Below are 16,779 nucleotides of genomic sequence, written 5' to 3' on the forward strand. Positions count from 1 at the left end.
GCTTCTCATCAGACGACAATGGCTTTTCATTTGATGACAGACCTGGCCTGTCGGCCAGAGCTACTCGACCTGAATCGGGCCTTTGGTCCCGGCATCGCTGTCGGTCCAATAGTCTTCATCCTTGAGGCGCCGATCCCCCTGAATGGTGAAGGTGAGCTTGCCCTGGCGGAACTGCAGCGCGCCGTCGGTGCGTTTGGCGTTGACCCGTTCACCGTTGACCCAAACCCTCTCCCTGGCGTCGATACGGATGGTCGCGACGGTCGCGCCAGTGTCACTCTTGGCGACCCATTGCCCGGCGTAAGGGGTTGGTGGATTGGCGCTGTCGGCGGCAGGTGCCTGCGGATTGCTGAACCCGGCCTTGGCGTTTTCAGCCTTGGACTTGTGGATATCACAGCCCTGGGCTTCGCTGACCTGGGTGCAGCCCGATTGCTCCAGTTGTTTGCGGTATTTGTCGTTGATGGCATAGGCCGGGGATTGCGCAAACAGCAAAACGGCCAGTGCCGGCAGGATGAATTTGTTCATGGATGCTCTCCGTTGGTCAGCGCCTTCCCGAGCGCTCGCAAGGTGTCTGGATAGATCACTGTAGCCCGAATCATGCACCGGGTTGCACCGGTAAAACCACCGCCGCTACCAAGCCGCCTTTCGGTCGATTCCTGAGTTTCAATTCGCCGCCATGCTCCAGCACAATCGCCCGCGCCGCCGACAATCCCAGCCCCACACCGCCCGTGCTTCTATTGCGCGAGCCTTCCATGCGAAAGAACGGCGCAAACACCTGCTCAAGACTGGCCTGGGGAATGCCCGGCCCGCTATCCAGCACGTTGATCCGCACCTGGCCGGCATCGGACATCAGCTCAATGGCCGGTTCCTTGCCGTACTTGATCGCGTTGTCCAGCAGGTTGGTCATCACCCGCTTGAGCCCCAGCGGCCGCCCGAAGTACACGAGCCGCAGTGGCCCGCTGAAGGTAATGTCGACACCTTGATCGCGATAATCATCCAGCAGAGTTTGCAACAGTTCAGCCAAATCGAACTGGGTCGCCGGTTCAAGCCGCGCGTCATCACGGAAGAATTCCAGCGCCGAATTGATCATCGCCTGCATCTCATCCACGTCGCGAAACAGCCGTTGCTGTTGCTCGCCGTCTTCAATGAATTCACCCCGCAAGCGCATCCGCGTCAGGGGCGCGCGCAGGTCGTGGGAGATGGCCGCGAGCATTTGGGTTCGGTCGCGGATGAAGTGCTGCAACTGGGCCTGCATGGCGTTGAAGGCGAGGATGGCCTGGCGGATTTCCTGGGGGCCGAGGGGTTCGATGGGCGGGGCGCGGAAGTCGACGCCAAAGCGCCGGGCGCCCTCGGCGAAGCGCTGCAAGGGTGTGGCGAGGCGGCGGGTGGCGATCAAGGCGACCAGCGCCGTGGAGATCAGCACCAGCAGGATGACGATCAGGTAACGCGGCGCTTCGTCGAGCCCCCAACTGCGTGAAGGCGCCGAGAACATCAGCCAGGTCGAATCCGACAGCTCGATCAGCAGCGCGTAATGCGCATTGGCCGGGTGCTCGGTCCAGTCAGACGGCTCGTAGGCTTCGATGCGTCGATCAGGGGAGTTGAGCAATGGCCGCAAAATGCTCATGCCGATTTCAGAATCCGGGTCTTCCGGCGGCGGCAGATCGAGCTCGCGTCGATCGGGGTGCCAACTGGCGGTGAAGCCCTTTTCGCTGGCGGCTTGCGCCAATTGACTGCGCAACGCTGCCGGGGCGGAATCAATGACCCGGGTGATGGCGGCGGCCTTTTCCAGCAGGCCGATTTCGGTCAGCGGCGGGCGCGCCCAGACACCGGCCAACTGAATGAACAGCCCGTTGAGCGCCAATGAAATGAGCATGGCCAGGATGATGGTCAAGGCGATCCAGCCCGCCACGGTGTCCCGGCGCAGTCGCCTCAGCCAGTTCATCGCCGCGTCACGCTGGGGGTGAACAGGTAACCGCCATTGCGCACGGTGCGAATCATCGCCGGGCGCTTGGTATCCGACTCGAGTTTGCGCCGCAGTCGGCTGACCTGCACGTCGATGCTGCGGTCGAACGCGTCATGACAATGCCCCCGCGCGAGGTCGAGCAATTGTTCGCGGGTGAGGATGCGTTGCGGGTGTTCGATGAAGACCAGCAACAGGTCGAACTCGCCCGCCGACAGCGGGATCATCACGTTGTCCGGGGAACGTAATTCACGGCGCGTGACGTCGAGGTGCCAGTCGGCGAAGTCGATCAGCGGCCTTGCGCGCTCCTGAATCACGGGACGGCGTTCGTCCACCCGACGCAGCACCGCACGCACCCGGGCCAGCAATTCGCGGGCGTCGAACGGCTTGGTCAGGTAATCGTCGGCGCCCAGCTCCAGGCCGACCACCCGGTCGCTGAGCTCGCCCATGGCGGTCAGCATGATCACGGGAATCGTGTGGCGAATGCGCAGTTGCTGGCACAGGATCAGCCCGCTGTCGCCGGGCAACATGACGTCAAGAATGATCAGGTCCGGCGGCTGTCGCTCGATGGCGGCCCACAACGACGCGCCGTCGGTGGCAACCTGGACGCTGTAGCCGTGCTGCACGAAGAATTTTTTCAGCAGATCGAGGACTTCGAGGTCGTCGTCGACAATTAAAAGGCTGTTCACCGAAGGTCACTTAAGGGCCGAATAGAACCGCCATCTAAAACCATTCACGGCAGCGCGTCATATATTTCAATTCTGCAATAAAGCGTCAACGGCGCAATAAACCGGACATCTTTGCGCAAGGCTCGGGGGCCAGCATCGCAGCGAATTCCTCACGAGACTTGCGTTCATGTTGCCTTTGAGATGTACCCCCTGGCTGGTCCGCACTACCTCGATTGCCATGCTCACCGCCGGGCTGGCGGGTTGCAGCAGCCAGCCATCACCCCCCGCTGATGTCGGTTGCGCCGACATCGCCTACACCGTTTACGACCCGGCGGAGCCGTTCAATCGCGGGGTCTTCGCGTTCAACCGGGTGGTGGACGATTATGCGTTAGCGCCGGTCGCTCGCGGCTACCGCTACATGCCGGATTTTTTCCAGACGGGTGTGCATAACTTTGTGGCGAACTTTGGCGAGCCCAAGGTCTTCATCAACGACCTGTTGCAAGGCAATCCGATGCGTTCGGTCAATACCCTGGGGCGTTTCGCGCTGAACACCACCGTCGGTGTGGTCGGGTTGATCGATGTCTCCGGCAAAGTCGGCATTGCGCGGCACAAAGCGGACTTTGGCCAGACCTTTGGCGTGTGGGGCATCGCCAACGGGCCGATCGTCGAACTGCCTTTGCTCGGCACCTCCAACAGCCGCGACGCGGCCGGACGTGTGTTGAGCTTTGTGGTCGATCCGTTCGGCAGCAACAGCGACACTGTTGAGACACTGTCCACCGTCAACCTGGTCGGCGGCACCATCGATGGACGCGCAGAAGCCTTGCCGCTGACCGACAGCCTGCAAAAACTGCCGGACTACTACAGCGCGCTGCGTAACGTGGTCGCCGAGCATCGCGCCGATTTCGTCGTCGATGGCCAACGAGGTTCCCCGGACAAAACCACCTCCCAGTGCACAGGAGCGCCCGCCGATGGCTTCTGAAAGCGTGGTGCTGCAACAGCGGGTGACGCGGCAGGACCCGTCCACCCTGCACTGTCGGGAAATCACCCTGCGCCTGTCAGACGACTGTCGACACCTGGTGCTCAGCCGCTACACCGAGCATTACGGCCCGGCGCTGGTGCGCTGGATTGAACGCAGTCATACAGTGTCGGTGAGTGATTTGTTTCGCTGGTTAGTGGCGAATGGCGAGGTGGACGTGGTGAAAGCGGACAATTCGCCACGATGACGGTTGCCGTGCAAGCGTTTGCAATTCATTGACATCACCTGCGCTATTATCCTGCGCCTCTGTGTACGACGAATCCGGATGTCCATGTCTTTGCCCCTGCCCGACGCTGATCAATTACTGCCACCGGTTCTGGCCGGACCGCTGTTGCGGCGGCTGGAGCCTGCGCGGCTGGTGCTGTGGCTCGTAGGAACCCGGGCGTTGGGGCTGACGTTGCGTCTGCAGGATGTCGGCGATATTCGCCTCGACGCCGGACAATGCACGATCATTCCTGTCGGTCGTCATGCCTTCGTTCATTTGATCGATGTGCCACTGGACACCGCCCTGCCCTGGGACACGTTGATCGAGTACGACCTGCTGATCGACGACGCCGCCACCGGGATCGCCGAGTGGGCACCGCATCTGCTGTATGGCGACGCACGCTGTCCGAATTTCGTGCTGCGTTCGCGGATCGATCAGTTGCTGCATGGCTCTTGTCGCAAACCCCATCACCCCGCCACCGACGGCTTGCTCTGCGTCGATCAATTGCTGGCATCAACCCATGAAGCCACGGAACGCCCGGCCCTGTTGATGATGAGCGGCGACCAGGTGTACGCCGACGACGTCGCCGGCCCCATGTTGCGCGCCATCCATGCGCTGATTGAACGGCTGGGGTTGTTTGGCGAGCACCTTGAAGGGGCGGTGGTCAGCGACAGCGCCAAGCTCTATGAGCACTCGGCCAGTTATTACCACCGCGCGGATTTGTTACCGGCGCTAGAGAGCAACGAGACGTTGCGCGAGCGATTTTTCGGCGGTGCGCGCAAACCGATTTTCACCAGCAGCAGTGCCGACAACCACCTGGTGACCTTCGCCGAAGTCATGGCGATGTACCTCCTGGTGTGGTCGCCGACACCCTGGACCCTGATCGCCCCCACACCACCGCAACTCAACCCCGAACGACAGAAACGTTACGCGCTGGAACAGACGCGCATCGACGGTTTCAAGGCCGGTCTGGGCGGTGTCGCGCGGGCCTTCGCGCACTTGCCTTGCCTGATGATTTTCGATGATCACGACATTACCGATGACTGGAATCTTTCTGCGCAATGGGAGGAAACGGCCTACGGCCATCCGTTCTCCAAACGCATCATCGGTAACGCGCTGATTGCTTACATGCTGTGCCAGGGCTGGGGCAACAATCCCGATGCGTTCGGCACGCTGCTGGAAAAGACCGATGGCTTCAGTACGACCGGCCACGACGGCTATCTCGACAGCCCGGTGCAGGATGCTTTGATCGATGAGTTGCTGAAGTTTCAGCACTGGCACTACGTACTGCCGACGAGTCCTGCGCTGGTGGTCATCGACACCCGCACCCGACGCTGGCGCAGCGAGATGAACCTCAAGCAACCCTCGGGCCTGCTGGACTGGGAAGCCCTCAGCGAACTGCAGCAGGAATTGCTGGACTATCCCTCGGCGATCATCGTTTCGCCTGCGCCCATCTTCGGCGTCAAGTTGATCGAAACCGTGCAGAAAGTCTTCAGCTGGTGCGGGTATCCGCTATTGGTGGATGCGGAAAACTGGATGGCCCATCGCGGTGCTGCCCAGGTGATCCTGAACATTTTCCGCCACTCGCGAACGCCGGGTAACTACGTGGTGCTGTCGGGAGATGTGCACTATTCCTTCGTCTACGAAGTCTTCATCCGCCACCGCAAGGCTGGCCCGCGTATCTGGCAGATCACCAGCAGTGGCATCAAGAATGAATTTCCGCCGACGCTGCTGGAGTGGTTCGACCGTCTCAACCGCTGGCTCTATTCCCCGCGCTCGCCGCTGAACTGGCTGACCAAGCGCCGGCGCATGCGCATTGTTCCGCATGTTCCGGAGCACGCCGAAGCGGGTGAGCGGTTGTGGAACTCGGCGGGGATCGGCCAGGTGTTCTTTAATGAAAAGGGCCAGCCGCAGGGCATCTATCAGCACAACTCAAACGGTCTGCCAAAGACCCGGATGGTTGCGCCGGTGGACGAACAGGCCGAGTCACCTCTTTAGTTTCAAACAAGGATACGTATGTTCGCACGGAGCAAGTTGGTACCCGAACTGATGGCTATCTGGCGCGGTTAGTGGAAAGCCTTGGGGAGCGCCCTTGTTAGATGGCGTAATTATCGGAACGGGCCTACATCGGTTACGGAAACGTCTCGACGCCCACTCGGCGATACTTCAGTCCCTGCATAACACCACCGTTATGTAACGACCATTCAGAGGTATTACCTTGTCACCCTGTACTCATTTCTGTACGTTCTTTGCTTCAGGCGAGGAAAACACTATGCAGACCATCAACTACACAACCGCTCGGGCGCACTTGGCCGAAACCATGGATCGAGTAAATGAAGACCGCGCCCCGCTGCTGGTGACTCGCCAAAAAGGTGAGCCGGTAGTGATGATGTCCCTGGCGGAGTACAACGCGCTGGAAGAGACAGCGTATCTGCTGCGCTCTCCCGCCAACGCCGAGCGCCTGATCAAATCGATCGCGAATTCGCGCGCGGGAAAAACCAAAACCAGGCAACTCATTGAAGAATGAATATTGAGTTCACACCTGAAGGTTGGGACGACTATTTGTGGTTCCAGCAAAATGACAAGACAGGGCTAAAGCGAATCAACCTGTTGATCAAATCCATCCAGCGCGAGCCGTTCGGCGGGCTTGGAAAACCGGAGCCGCTCAAACACAACTTGAGCGGCTTTTGGTCGCGGCGAATCACGGCAGAACATCGCTTGGTGTACACGGTGGAAGATGGTGAACTCCGAGTCGTGATGTGCCGATATCACTACTGAAATTCAACCTTGGGCTGACAACACCGCCCGACACACCCCTCTGACAATCATCTCCACCTCCCGCTCATCAATCGTCAGCGGCGGCAGCAGGCGTATGGTCTTGCCCCGTGTCACGTTGATCAGCAAGCCGTGATCCCGAGCGGCGATCAGGGTCAGGTCGCGGATTGGCTGCTTGAGTTCGATACCGATCATCAAGCCTTGTCCACGGATGGCCAGCACATTCGGGTTGTCTGCCAGCTCGGCGCACAATCTGGCGAGCAACCGTTCGCCCTGCACTGCGGCGTTTTCCAGCAGCCCTTGTTCTTCGATGATCTCCAGCACCGTGCACCCGACACGACAGGCCAAAGGATTGCCACCGAAGGTGCTGCCGTGACTGCCCGGCGTGAACAGGTCGGCAGCTTTACCCCGTGCCAGGCAGGCACCAATGGGGATGCCGTTACCAAGCCCCTTGGCCAGGGACATCACGTCCGGCACGATGCCTTCACGCTGGAACGCAAACCACTGCCCGGTACGGCCGATCCCGGTCTGAATCTCGTCGAGCATCAACAGCCATGCGCGCCGGTCGCAGAGTTCACGCACGGCTTTCAGATAGCCAGGGGGGGCCAGTTGCACGCCGCTTTCGCCCTGGATCGGTTCCATCAGAACCGCCACGATGCGCGAACCGTACCGCTGCTGCACCTTATCCAGCGCGTTGAGGTCACCGAACGGTACTTTGACGAAATCACCCGGCAGCTCGTTGAATCCAAGACGCACGGCCGGGCCATCGCTGGCGGATAAGGTTCCAAGGGTTCGACCGTGGAACGCGTTTTCCATGACCACCACCATCGGCTGTTCGATACCTTTGCGCCAGCCGTGCAACCGCGCCAGCTTCAATGCGGTTTCGTTGGCTTCGGCGCCGGAGTTGTTGAAGAACGCCCGTTCCATCCCCGCCAACCGGGTCAGTTTTTGCGCCAGCCGCTGCTGCCAGTCGATGCTGTAGAGATTGGAGGTGTGCAGCAGCAGGCCTGCCTGCTCGCTGATCGCCGAGACGATTTTCGGATGAGAATGGCCGACGTTGGTCACCGCCACCCCGGCCACCGCATCGAGGTATTCACGGCCCGCCTGATCCCACAGGCGTGTGCCCAGGCCTTTGCAGAAGCTCAAGGCCAGTGGTTGATAAGTGGTCATCAGGCAGGCGGCGGTCATGGCATCAAGCTCCATCAATGGTCGGTGTATTTGCAGTATCGTTAGCCACCTGAATTGGATAAACGCTGCAATACTTCAATCATTTTAAAGTTGGGCTTGATAATGGATTTGTTCCAGGCAATGACCGTTTACGTGCGCGTCGTGGAATCCGGCAGCATGACCGCCGCCGCATTCCAGTGCGAAATGTCCACCACCATGGTGGGAAATCACCTACGCGCCCTTGAGAAACGACTGGGCGTGCGCCTGCTCAATCGCACGACCCGACGCCAGCGACTGACCGAGTTCGGCACGGCCTACTATCAGCGTTGCCTCGAAGTATTGGGCCTGGTGGCCGATTCCGAGCGTCTGGCCGAACAAAGCCAGGACACGCCCGTGGGCACGTTGCGCATCACGGCTCCGCTGACCTTCGGCACTGAAAAGCTCGCACCGGCGCTGAGCGAATTTGCCCTGCGTTACCCACAAGTCAAACTCGACGTGATGCTCTCCAACGGGCGACCCGAGCTGCTCGAAAACAACCTCGACGTAGCGTTTCGCCTGGGTGCCATCGAGTCGTCAAACGTGATCGCTCGTCCACTGATCGACTACACCCTGACGATGTGCGCCTCACCCGACTACCTGGCCCGTCGGGGCGTGCCGAAAACCCCTGAAGACCTCCAGCACCACGACTGCCTGTCCTTTGCCTATCCCGCCGGGGATGACTGGCATTCCGTGTCTAAAAACTGGCGCCTGAGCGGGCCGGAAGGTGAAGTCATGGTAGCCGTCAGTGGCACCCTGCTGATCAATAGCTCGGCAGGTTTGCACCAAGCGGCTCGCACTGGCATGGGCATCGTGATGCTGCCGGACGCGCTGGTAGAACAAGACCTGCTCAGCGGCAAACTTGTCGCGCTGATGCCCGATTACCAACTGCCGAGCCGCCCAATGAGCCTGATCTACGTTCAGGATCGCTACCGCCTTCCGAAGCTGCGCCACTTTGTCGAATTCGCGATGCAGGTATGGGGCAAGCAGTAGGCAGGTCAGCCTTGCAATGAACGGGTCTTGCTGAAGCCTGAATCGACAGGGGTAGCATCCATGTTGAATACTGGAAAGTGTGAGCAACACCCAATGTAACCGCTAAGGACAGCCAATGACTTCACCTACCTTCTATCGTCGAGCGACCTCGCAAGACCTGCTTGCCATCTGTGAACTGGGCCAACAACTCAACAGCCTTCACCATGAGCACCGGCCGGATATTTACGCGCCATCAACGGACGACTTCGCCCGCGACGGCGACTTCTGGCGACCGAGCATCGAGGGGGAAAATCATGCCGTCTTCCTCGCTGAACAATCAGGTGTAGCCATCGGGTTCATCACCGTACAAGTCACCGAGTCAAAAGGACCGTTAATGCAACCGCAACGGGTGGGCAGAATCGGTTCGGTCTGTGTTGACCAACGAGGCAGGGGCCAGGGCATTGGTCGAGCATTGATGCAGCAAGCACAAACATGGGCCCTCGAACAGGGCGCTGCGGATCTGCGTTTGACCGTCTGGGGATTCAACGACCCCGCCCGGCGCCTGTACGAAGCGTTGGGGTATGAAATGCGAGCGTTTGAGATGGGCAAACGCCTTAACGACGGGTAACAAACGCTTTACGACCCGCCCTTCACCAACACCGGCTTATCCTGATACCGCTCCGGATAGAGCTGCTTCAACTGCGCCACCTTCGGCAGATCATTGATCACGATGTAGGGATAGGTGGGGTGCTCGGTCAGGAAGTCCTGGTGCTCTTCCTCCGCCGGGTAAAAACCGTTGTAGCTCTCCAGCTTGGTCACGATCGGTTTGCTGAAGGAATGCGCGGCGTCGAGCTGGGCGATGTAGGCCTGCGCCACCCGCTGCTGCTCGCTGCTTTGGGTAAAGATCGCCGACCGGTATTGCGTGCCGCTGTCCGGTCCCTGACGATTGAGTTCGGTGGGGTTGTGGGCCACCGAGAAGTAGATCTGCAACAAGGTGCCGTAGCTTACCTGTGACGGATCGAAGGTCACCTCCACCGATTCCGCATGACCTGTATCGCCTGCGCTGACCCGCTCATACTGCGCGGTATTGGCGGCACCGCCTGCGTAACCGGAGACCGCTTTTTTCACGCCTTTGACATGCTGGAACACGCCTTGCACACCCCAGAAACAGCCACCGGCGAATACCACGGTCTCGCTGTGTGCCTGGGTGGTTTCGTCGAGCGCGGGTGGGGGGATGATCACCGCGTCTTCGGCCCCGAAAGAGAATGCCGAGCATTGGCCGATGACACTGGCAGCCGCCAGGCCGAGCAGTGTGCGACGCCAGGTAAAGGTAGCTTTCATGGGACTGACTCCTGAATAAGAGAACGGCACATCAACCACACGCAATCGCTTAGGCAGCCGTGGGCTGGAATTTCATCGCCAGACCGTTCATGCAGTAGCGCAACCCGGTCGGTTTTGGCCCGTCGTCGAAGACATGGCCCAGATGCCCGCCACACCGCCTGCAGTGCACTTCTTCGCGCAGCACCCCGAAGGAGCGGTCCTGACGGGTGGCCACGGCCTTGTCCAGCGGAGCCCAGAAGCTTGGCCAACCGGTACGGCTGTCGAACTTGGTCGCAGAAGAAAACAGCGCCAGATCACAACCGGCACAGGTGAACGTACCGTCGCGATGTTCGTTGTTCAGTGCGCTGCTGTAGGCCCGTTCGGTGCCTTCCTCGCGGAGGATGTCGTACTGCTCGTCGCTGAGCAGAGCATGCCATTCGCTGTCACTGTGGGTCACTTCGAAGGCCTCTGCGGCACTGGCCTCGCTGATCAGCGCGGAACCTGCGGTAAATTTTGGCAATGCGCCGATGGCCAGGGCTGCAATCCCCAGCCCGCCGCTTGCCACAAGAAATTGCCGCCGTGAAAACATGGTCGTCTCCAAAATCCAGCCTGTCCGAAAATGCCAGCCGGTCCAAAAATGAGGGTGCCTTTGATGGAACACAGCCTAGGCTTGGGTTGATCGCCAAATCCTCACGCGGAGTTAAACAATTCGTGATAACTCGGCCATGGAAAAACCCGCACACTGTGTGCATTGCGCTGAAGGATTGAGCTTGATGGAACAGACCAAACGCGTCCTCGTGGTCGAGGACGACCTGCATATCGCCGACCTGATCTGCCTGCATCTTCGCGACGAGCAGTTCGAGGTGGTGCACTGCGCCGACGGCGACGAAGGCATGCGCCTGTTGCAGCAAGGCAACTGGGACGCACTGGTCCTGGACCTGATGTTGCCGGGGGTCGACGGTCTGGAAATCTGCCGTCGCGCCCGGGCCATGGCCCGCTATACGCCGATCATCATCACCAGCGCCCGTTCGAGCGAAATGCACCGGATCCTGGGGCTCGAACTGGGCGCCGACGACTACCTGGCCAAGCCGTTTTCCATGCTCGAGCTGGTGGCTCGGGTCAAAGCCCTGTTGCGACGGGTCGATGCCATGGCCCGCAACCTGAAAATGGATGCCGGCAGCCTGACCCTCGACGGTCTCACCATTGATCCGATCACTCGCGACGTGTCCCTCGAGGGTCGCCGCCTCGACCTCACGCCAAGGGAGTTCGACTTGCTGTACTTCTTCGCCCGCCAGCCGGGCAAGGTGTTCTCGCGCATGGACTTGCTCAACGCCGTCTGGGGCTACAGCCACGAAGGCTACGAGCACACCGTCAACACCCACATCAACCGGCTGCGGGCGAAGATCGAAGCCGATCCGGCGCAACCGGCGCGCATCCTCACGGTGTGGGGCCGCGGCTATAAATTCGCGGCCAGGGAGGAACACTCGTGAGGCTGACCCTGACACAACGGTTGTCACTGGTGTTCGCGGTGCTGTTGCTGGTGTGCTGTGGTACGTCGGCGTGGATGCAGGTGCGCTCCAACCAGATGCATGAACAGGAAGTGGTGCAAGGGCTTTCCCGGGACCTGGCGCAACACATCGCCAACGACACGGTACTGATGGACACCCAGGGCCTGATGCCCGACGCCGTACGCAGCCTCTTCAGCCAGTTGATGCTGGTCAACCCGAGCGTCGAGGTGTACTTGCTGGACACCCAGGGGCGGATTGTCGGAAGCGCTGCGCCCGAGGGGCGGATTCGCCGCGAGCAGGTGGATCTGGCGCCGATTCAACGCCTGCTCAAAGGGGATGCGCTGCCCATTCTCGGCGACGACCCACGCAGTACCGAAGCCCGCAAAGTGTTCAGCGCTGCGCCGTTGAAGGTCAACGGCAAACCGGCGGGTTATCTCTACGTCGTATTGCTTGGCGAGGAGCACGACCGCTTCGCCGAACGGGGCGCCACCAGCGCTGCGCTCAATACCGCACTGCTGTCCATCGGATTGGTCGCGTTGCTGTGCCTGATCGCCGGCCTCACGGCGTTTGCCCTGATCACCCGGCCTTTGCGTCGCCTGACCGAAACCGTCAGCCAGTTCGACATCGACGGCGTCCCGGTCATACCCACTGAACCCATCCCTGTGGAAAAAGCGGCGAGCCACGATGAAATTGCCGTACTCGACACAGCCTTCCGCCAGATGCAGGCACGTCTGAGTGAACAATGGCGCTCGCTGACCCGTCAGGATCAGGAACGTCGGGAGCTGGTGGCGAACATTTCCCACGATCTGCGCACGCCTCTGGCCTCGCTGCACGGTTACCTGGAAACCCTTTCCCTCAAGGACGCCACCTTGTCCGCCGCCGATCGCCGTCGTTACCTGGGGATTGCGCTGGATCAAAGCCGCAAGGTCGGCGGGCTGGCGCAGTCACTGCTGGAACTGGTGCGGCTCGAACATGGGTTTGTGCAGCCGGTGCTGGAGCGCTTTTCACTGACCGATCTGGTGCAGGACATTTTCCAGAAATTCGAACTGACGGCCGAAGCCCGGCAAGTGCAACTCAAGGCGAGCTTCGCACCCACTGTGTCTGGCGTGTTCGCCGACCTGGGGCTGATCGAGCGTGTGCTCACCAACCTGTTCGACAACGCCCTGCGTCACACCCCCCTCGGCGGAACCATCGGCATCAGCCTGGTCCCCCAAGGCAGGTTCGTTGAAATCACCATCAGCGACAGCGGGCCGGGCATCGCGGCAGAACTGCGCGAAGGCTTATTTCTGCGGCCGTTCAATATTGGTGGCGCACGGCGTGATGGAGGATTGGGGTTGCGCATCGTGCAGCGGATCCTGCAGTTGCATGGCCGGGAAGTTCGTTTGGTGGATGTCGCGGGGCAAGGCGCTACGTTCGTCTTTTCATTGCCTATCGATGAAGAGACAGCGACGGCGCTGGCGGTGCGGTCGATGAACCTGAATACACCGGGGCAGGCCTGAGAGACCGTGGCGGATGCATCGCCAGCAGGCTAGCTCCCACATTTATCCTGGCCGAGCTTCAAATGCTGCATGCACTGAAGACCCCCTTGTGGGAGCTAGCCTGCTGGCGATAGCGACAGCCCGATCACAGAAATATCCGGATCAGTCCCGATACCCCGGAGCCACGCGATCCAGCATCCGGATCAACGCTGCCCACGCCAACTGCATTGCATCCGGGTCGTTCAACTGACCCTCCTCCAGCGGCCGCCCTGGATCATTGAACTGACGCTCGGTATGCGCGCACACCTCTGGCGGCGGCAAAATTACCTCGCCGGCAGCCTGGGCCGCCAGCTGGATTTCACAGGCTTTTTCCAGGTAATACATGCGCAAGAACGCCTGGCTCACGGTTTCGCCTACTGTCAGCAAACCATGGTTGCGCAACATCAACACCGTCTTGTCACCCAGGTCCTGCACCAGGCGCTGTTGCTCGCTCATGTCCAGCGCCACGCCTTCATAGTCGTGGTAAGCCACCCGACCGTAAAACTCCATGGAGATCTGGTTCACCGGCAAAAGCCCGCACTTCAGCGCCGCGACCGCGCACCCCGCCTTGGTATGCGTGTGCAGCACGCACTGGGCGTCTTCACGGGCACCGTGAATGGCGCTGTGAATGACAAAGCCCGCAGGATTGACCGGATAAGGACTGGCCTCGACCGCACGACCTTCGAGGTCGATCTTGACCAGATTCGACGCGGTAATCTCATCGAACATCAAACCATAGGGATTAATCAGAAAATGATGTTCAGGCCCCGGCAGGCGGACCGAGATGTGCGTGAAGATCAGATCGCTCATGCGAAAATGCGCGATCAACCGATAACAGGCTGCCAACTCTTCACGTAAACGTTGTTCCATCGGGTTCATGTCAGCGCTTCCTCCGTCACTTTGCAAGCGTCCAGTCCTTGCCCCAACGCTTCCCAGCCGTCAAAGCCACGACGAGCAATAAACACCAATCGGGAACCGCTGGCCAGTGCCTCGTCGGTAGCCGGCAAGAACTGACTGCGGGTGCCAACGTGCTGCAGCCAGTGCGCCTTGCCGCCCTGCGCCAGCAACACCAGCCCCTTTACGCGGAAGACATCGCCCGGCAAGGCGTGCAGCCAACCGCGTAAACGTTCGACATCAAGCCCGGCGGAATCCTGCCACAGCCAGCTGCTGAACATTTCGCCGTGATCGTCCGCCGACACCCGTGTCATCGGTTTTTGCGCACGGGGTTCAAGATCCAGATCGGTGTCCAGCCACAGCGCATCCGGCAGCTCGGCCTGAACACATTCGTGCACCCGTGTGCGGACGCCAAGCGCATCGCGCAGTGCCTGCAACTGCGTGTCGTCCACCAGATCGGTCTTGTTCAACAGCAGCAGGTCGGCGGCAGCGACTTGTGCCCTGGCCAGTCGTGCGTACTCGCCTTCGAGTTGCAGGTGGCGGGTCGCGTCAACGACGGTGATCACCATGTCCAGTTGCATCTGGCTGCGCAGTTGCGGGTACGCCAGGGTTTGCACGATGCGCTGCGGATCGGACACGCCACTGCACTCGATGACAATGCGCTCAAGCCGAGGCTGCAGTTGCGCCAGGCTCGCCAGTTGCGCCAGAAGATCCTCCTGAACCGTGCAGCAAATGCAGCCGTTTTGCAGGCTGTACACCGCGTCGGTGACTTCGGAAACAATGGCTGCATCGATGTTCAGCTCGCCGAAATCGTTGACGATCACCGCCAGCCGACTGCCTTCCGCACGGCGCACCATGCGGTTGAGCAAGGTGGTTTTACCCGCGCCGAGGAACCCCGAAACCACCGTGACTGCAATGCGTGGAACGTCCATCACGCCTTACCCTCCAGCACGGGCGGCTCACCCTGCCAGACCGCTTTCAGCCCAGCCGGTGCCAGTGTCGAATGACGGTCGTAGACCAACTGCCCTTCCACAAAGGTCAGCAGCACGTTGGTACGGTGGATGTAGTTGCGCGCAGGTTCGGCGAACAGGTCGCGGTCGATCACGATCAGGTCTGCGGACTTGCCGACTTGCAGACTGCCCGTCATGTGCTCCAGCCCCATGGCCACGGCGCCGTTGGAGGTGATCACGTTCAAGGCCTGCTCGAGGCTGATGGGCTCGCCGAAGCACGCCGGATCATCGTTCCATGGGTTCTGGCGGGTGACCATGGTTTCCAGCGCCAGCCACGGGTCGATGGACGCCACCGGCCAATCGGTGCCCATCACCGCGGTGCCGCCCGCTTCGAGGACGCCTTTGAAATCGTAGATGCGCTTGAGCCGCTCCTGCCCGTAACCCGAACGCGCACCGCTGGCGAACGGCGTCGGGTACCAGGCAGCCGGGGAAAACTCGGCAATGACGTTCAGTTCCTTGAAGCGCGGCAGATTGCCCGGGTGCAGCAACGTGCTGTGTGCGCATTGATGACGCACGCCGCTGAAACCATTGCGACGGCGGGCCTCAGCGACTGCATCGAGGAACACGTCGGACGCGCCGTCACCGGTGCAGTGGGCAATCACCCGGATGCCCTTGCTGTCCATGTCCACCACCATGTCGGTGATGTGTTCAGGGGTCAGGTTGAGCTTGCCGCGCCAGCTCTTCTCTTGTGGCCAGGGTGTCAGCAGGTAGGACGATTTCGGCTCCACCGTGCCGTCGAAATGGAACTTCACTGCGTTCGCACTCAGGCGCGCGCTGCGGTAGTAGTGACGTTCACCACTGAGCAATTCCCAGCGACGACGCACGGGGAAAATATCGTCTTGCCAACTGATCGCCGCTTCGATGCGGACCGTCAGTTCACCGCTGTCGTCGAGCTCCTTCAGCGCCTGTAAACGCTGCTCGCAAACGTGCACGTACTTGCTCGCCGTCACCCCGCGCGAACTCTGGAAATGCACGCCGTCGCGGTAGGCGCGACGCAGCACGCTGACCGGCGTAGGCGGCATGGCGGCATGGATCATTGCGTAGGCACCGTCGATCATCAGGCCGGTGGGTTCGCCGCTCAATTCGTCACGCTCCAGATAGCCGTTGCGCGGGTCGGCGGTATGGCGATCGATGCCGGCCAGTTCCAGGGCCTTGGAGTTCACCATCATGGTGCCCCACATCCGGTCGAGCAGCGCGACCGGACGGTCCGGCATGACGCTGTCGAGCCACGCCCGGCCCGGAGTCAAACCGGCTTCACGGAAGGTGTAGCGCACCCAGTACTGCCCATAGATCCAGCCATCGCCCGGATGGCTGTCGGCATAGGCCAGGATGCTTTCGCGCAACTGCTCGGGCGTCGGGTCTTCGATGCCCACGTCCAGGTCATCGCTGTATCGCGGGGCCAGTGCGAGGTCCGGGTGGGTGTGCATGTCGTGCAGGCCCGGCATGCAAAAGGCGCCCTGCAGGTCATGCAGGACGGTGTTCGGGCCCTTGAACGTTTCCAGTTCGCCAAGGCTGGCGACACCGATCAACTTGCCGTCGCGAATGGCCACGGCCTCGGCCCACGGGTTTGCCGGATCCTGGGTATAGATGCGACCGTTACCGAGGATCAGATCGGCGTATGTCCCTTGTGCGGAATGGGTCGAGGTAAAGTTGTCGGACTCAGCCACGTAAGCCACCTTTCAGTTCAGTGCGATAGAAAGGTCCCGCGCACTCG

General features: G+C 60.7%; 18 protein-coding genes. 9 read left to right on the top strand and 9 right to left on the bottom strand.

The genetic code is table 11. The features are described from left to right. Nucleotides 1–60 precede the first annotated feature (60 nt). The 3 genes from AC3ZVB_RS19125 to AC3ZVB_RS19135 form a co-directional block, all read right to left on the bottom strand. Complete coding sequence (locus AC3ZVB_RS19125) at nucleotides 61–522, bottom strand: hypothetical protein (RefSeq protein ID WP_490147416.1); 462 nt, start codon at nucleotides 520–522, stop codon at nucleotides 61–63. Nucleotides 523–592: 70 nt separating this feature from the next. Beyond that, the gene (locus tag AC3ZVB_RS19130) at nucleotides 593–1,939 is read right to left on the bottom strand and encodes an ATP-binding protein (protein ID WP_490147417.1); all 1,347 of its coding nucleotides are present in this window, start codon (nucleotides 1,937–1,939) and stop codon (nucleotides 593–595) included. Further along, complete coding sequence (locus tag AC3ZVB_RS19135; protein WP_194691306.1) at nucleotides 1,936–2,646, bottom strand: response regulator; 711 nt, start codon at nucleotides 2,644–2,646, stop codon at nucleotides 1,936–1,938. The genes AC3ZVB_RS19130 and AC3ZVB_RS19135 overlap by 4 nt, the downstream gene beginning before the upstream one ends. Before the next feature lie 166 nt (nucleotides 2,647–2,812). On the opposite strand from AC3ZVB_RS19135, the gene AC3ZVB_RS19140 reads away from it, so the two are divergent. From AC3ZVB_RS19140 to AC3ZVB_RS19160, 5 genes are all read left to right on the top strand, one after another. Next, complete coding sequence (locus tag AC3ZVB_RS19140) at nucleotides 2,813–3,604, top strand: MlaA family lipoprotein (RefSeq protein WP_490147418.1); 792 nt, start codon at nucleotides 2,813–2,815, stop codon at nucleotides 3,602–3,604. Continuing rightward, a complete protein-coding gene (locus AC3ZVB_RS19145) occupies nucleotides 3,594–3,848 on the top strand; it encodes a hypothetical protein (RefSeq protein ID WP_162437370.1) in 255 nt (84 codons plus the stop codon). The genes AC3ZVB_RS19140 and AC3ZVB_RS19145 overlap by 11 nt, the downstream gene beginning before the upstream one ends. A 78-nt stretch (nucleotides 3,849–3,926) precedes the next feature. Continuing rightward, nucleotides 3,927–5,864 (top strand): alkaline phosphatase D family protein, encoded by a 1,938-nt coding sequence (locus tag AC3ZVB_RS19150; protein WP_490147419.1) that lies wholly within the window; start codon nucleotides 3,927–3,929, stop codon nucleotides 5,862–5,864. A 274-nt stretch (nucleotides 5,865–6,138) separates the two neighbouring features. Continuing rightward, nucleotides 6,139–6,393: a type II toxin-antitoxin system prevent-host-death family antitoxin gene (locus AC3ZVB_RS19155; RefSeq protein WP_490147420.1), complete on the top strand. Its 255-nt coding sequence runs from the start codon at nucleotides 6,139–6,141 to the stop codon at nucleotides 6,391–6,393. After that, nucleotides 6,390–6,644, top strand: coding sequence for a Txe/YoeB family addiction module toxin (locus AC3ZVB_RS19160; protein ID WP_490147421.1), 255 nt, complete (start codon nucleotides 6,390–6,392; stop codon nucleotides 6,642–6,644). The genes AC3ZVB_RS19155 and AC3ZVB_RS19160 overlap by 4 nt, the downstream gene beginning before the upstream one ends. 3 nt (nucleotides 6,645–6,647) lie before the next feature. On the opposite strand, the gene AC3ZVB_RS19165 is transcribed toward AC3ZVB_RS19160, so the two are convergent. Then, nucleotides 6,648–7,829, bottom strand: a complete 1,182-nt coding sequence (locus AC3ZVB_RS19165) for an aspartate aminotransferase family protein (RefSeq protein ID WP_490147422.1) — start codon at nucleotides 7,827–7,829, stop codon at nucleotides 6,648–6,650. Between the two features lie 102 nt (nucleotides 7,830–7,931). Between AC3ZVB_RS19165 and AC3ZVB_RS19170 the strand changes: the two genes are divergently transcribed. Both AC3ZVB_RS19170 and AC3ZVB_RS19175 read left to right on the top strand, forming a co-directional pair. Next, nucleotides 7,932–8,837 carry a LysR family transcriptional regulator gene (locus AC3ZVB_RS19170; protein ID WP_490147423.1) on the top strand — a complete coding sequence of 302 codons (906 nt, stop codon included), beginning with the start codon at nucleotides 7,932–7,934 and terminating at the stop codon, nucleotides 8,835–8,837. Nucleotides 8,838–8,952: 115 nt separating this feature from the next. Further along, on the top strand, nucleotides 8,953–9,444 hold the full coding sequence (locus AC3ZVB_RS19175; RefSeq protein ID WP_490147424.1) for a GNAT family N-acetyltransferase: 492 nt from the start codon (nucleotides 8,953–8,955) through the stop codon (nucleotides 9,442–9,444). Nucleotides 9,445–9,452: 8 nt separating this feature from the next. Here AC3ZVB_RS19175 and msrA read toward each other — a convergent pair whose 3' ends face one another. Next, nucleotides 9,453–10,157 carry a peptide-methionine (S)-S-oxide reductase MsrA gene (msrA, locus tag AC3ZVB_RS19180; protein WP_490147425.1) on the bottom strand — a complete coding sequence of 235 codons (705 nt, stop codon included), beginning with the start codon at nucleotides 10,155–10,157 and terminating at the stop codon, nucleotides 9,453–9,455. 49 nt (nucleotides 10,158–10,206) lie between these two features. Beyond that, nucleotides 10,207–10,725, bottom strand: coding sequence for a peptide-methionine (R)-S-oxide reductase MsrB (gene msrB, locus AC3ZVB_RS19185; RefSeq protein ID WP_490147426.1), 519 nt, complete (start codon nucleotides 10,723–10,725; stop codon nucleotides 10,207–10,209). A 184-nt stretch (nucleotides 10,726–10,909) separates the two neighbouring features. Between msrB and AC3ZVB_RS19190 the strand changes: the two genes are divergently transcribed. Together AC3ZVB_RS19190 and AC3ZVB_RS19195 are read left to right on the top strand one after the other, a co-directional pair. Then, a complete protein-coding gene (locus tag AC3ZVB_RS19190; RefSeq protein ID WP_490147427.1) occupies nucleotides 10,910–11,626 on the top strand; it encodes a response regulator transcription factor in 717 nt (238 codons plus the stop codon). Next, complete coding sequence (locus tag AC3ZVB_RS19195; RefSeq protein ID WP_490147428.1) at nucleotides 11,623–13,143, top strand: sensor histidine kinase; 1,521 nt, start codon at nucleotides 11,623–11,625, stop codon at nucleotides 13,141–13,143. The genes AC3ZVB_RS19190 and AC3ZVB_RS19195 overlap by 4 nt, the downstream gene beginning before the upstream one ends. A 141-nt stretch (nucleotides 13,144–13,284) precedes the next feature. Here the strand turns inward: AC3ZVB_RS19195 and AC3ZVB_RS19200 are convergent, their stop codons facing one another. From AC3ZVB_RS19200 to AC3ZVB_RS19210, 3 genes are read right to left on the bottom strand one after another with little or no spacing between them, the layout of a single operon-like run. After that, a complete protein-coding gene (locus AC3ZVB_RS19200; RefSeq protein ID WP_490147429.1) occupies nucleotides 13,285–14,040 on the bottom strand; it encodes a class II aldolase/adducin family protein in 756 nt (251 codons plus the stop codon). Next, nucleotides 14,037–14,987, bottom strand: coding sequence for a CobW family GTP-binding protein (locus AC3ZVB_RS19205; protein ID WP_490147430.1), 951 nt, complete (start codon nucleotides 14,985–14,987; stop codon nucleotides 14,037–14,039). The genes AC3ZVB_RS19200 and AC3ZVB_RS19205 overlap by 4 nt, the downstream gene beginning before the upstream one ends. Next, on the bottom strand, nucleotides 14,987–16,732 hold the full coding sequence (locus tag AC3ZVB_RS19210; protein ID WP_162437357.1) for an amidohydrolase: 1,746 nt from the start codon (nucleotides 16,730–16,732) through the stop codon (nucleotides 14,987–14,989). Before AC3ZVB_RS19210 ends, AC3ZVB_RS19205 begins: the two co-directional genes overlap by 1 nt. Nucleotides 16,733–16,779 lie beyond the last annotated feature (47 nt).

Source organism: Pseudomonas sp. MDV22-iso1 (genome assembly GCF_058145095.1).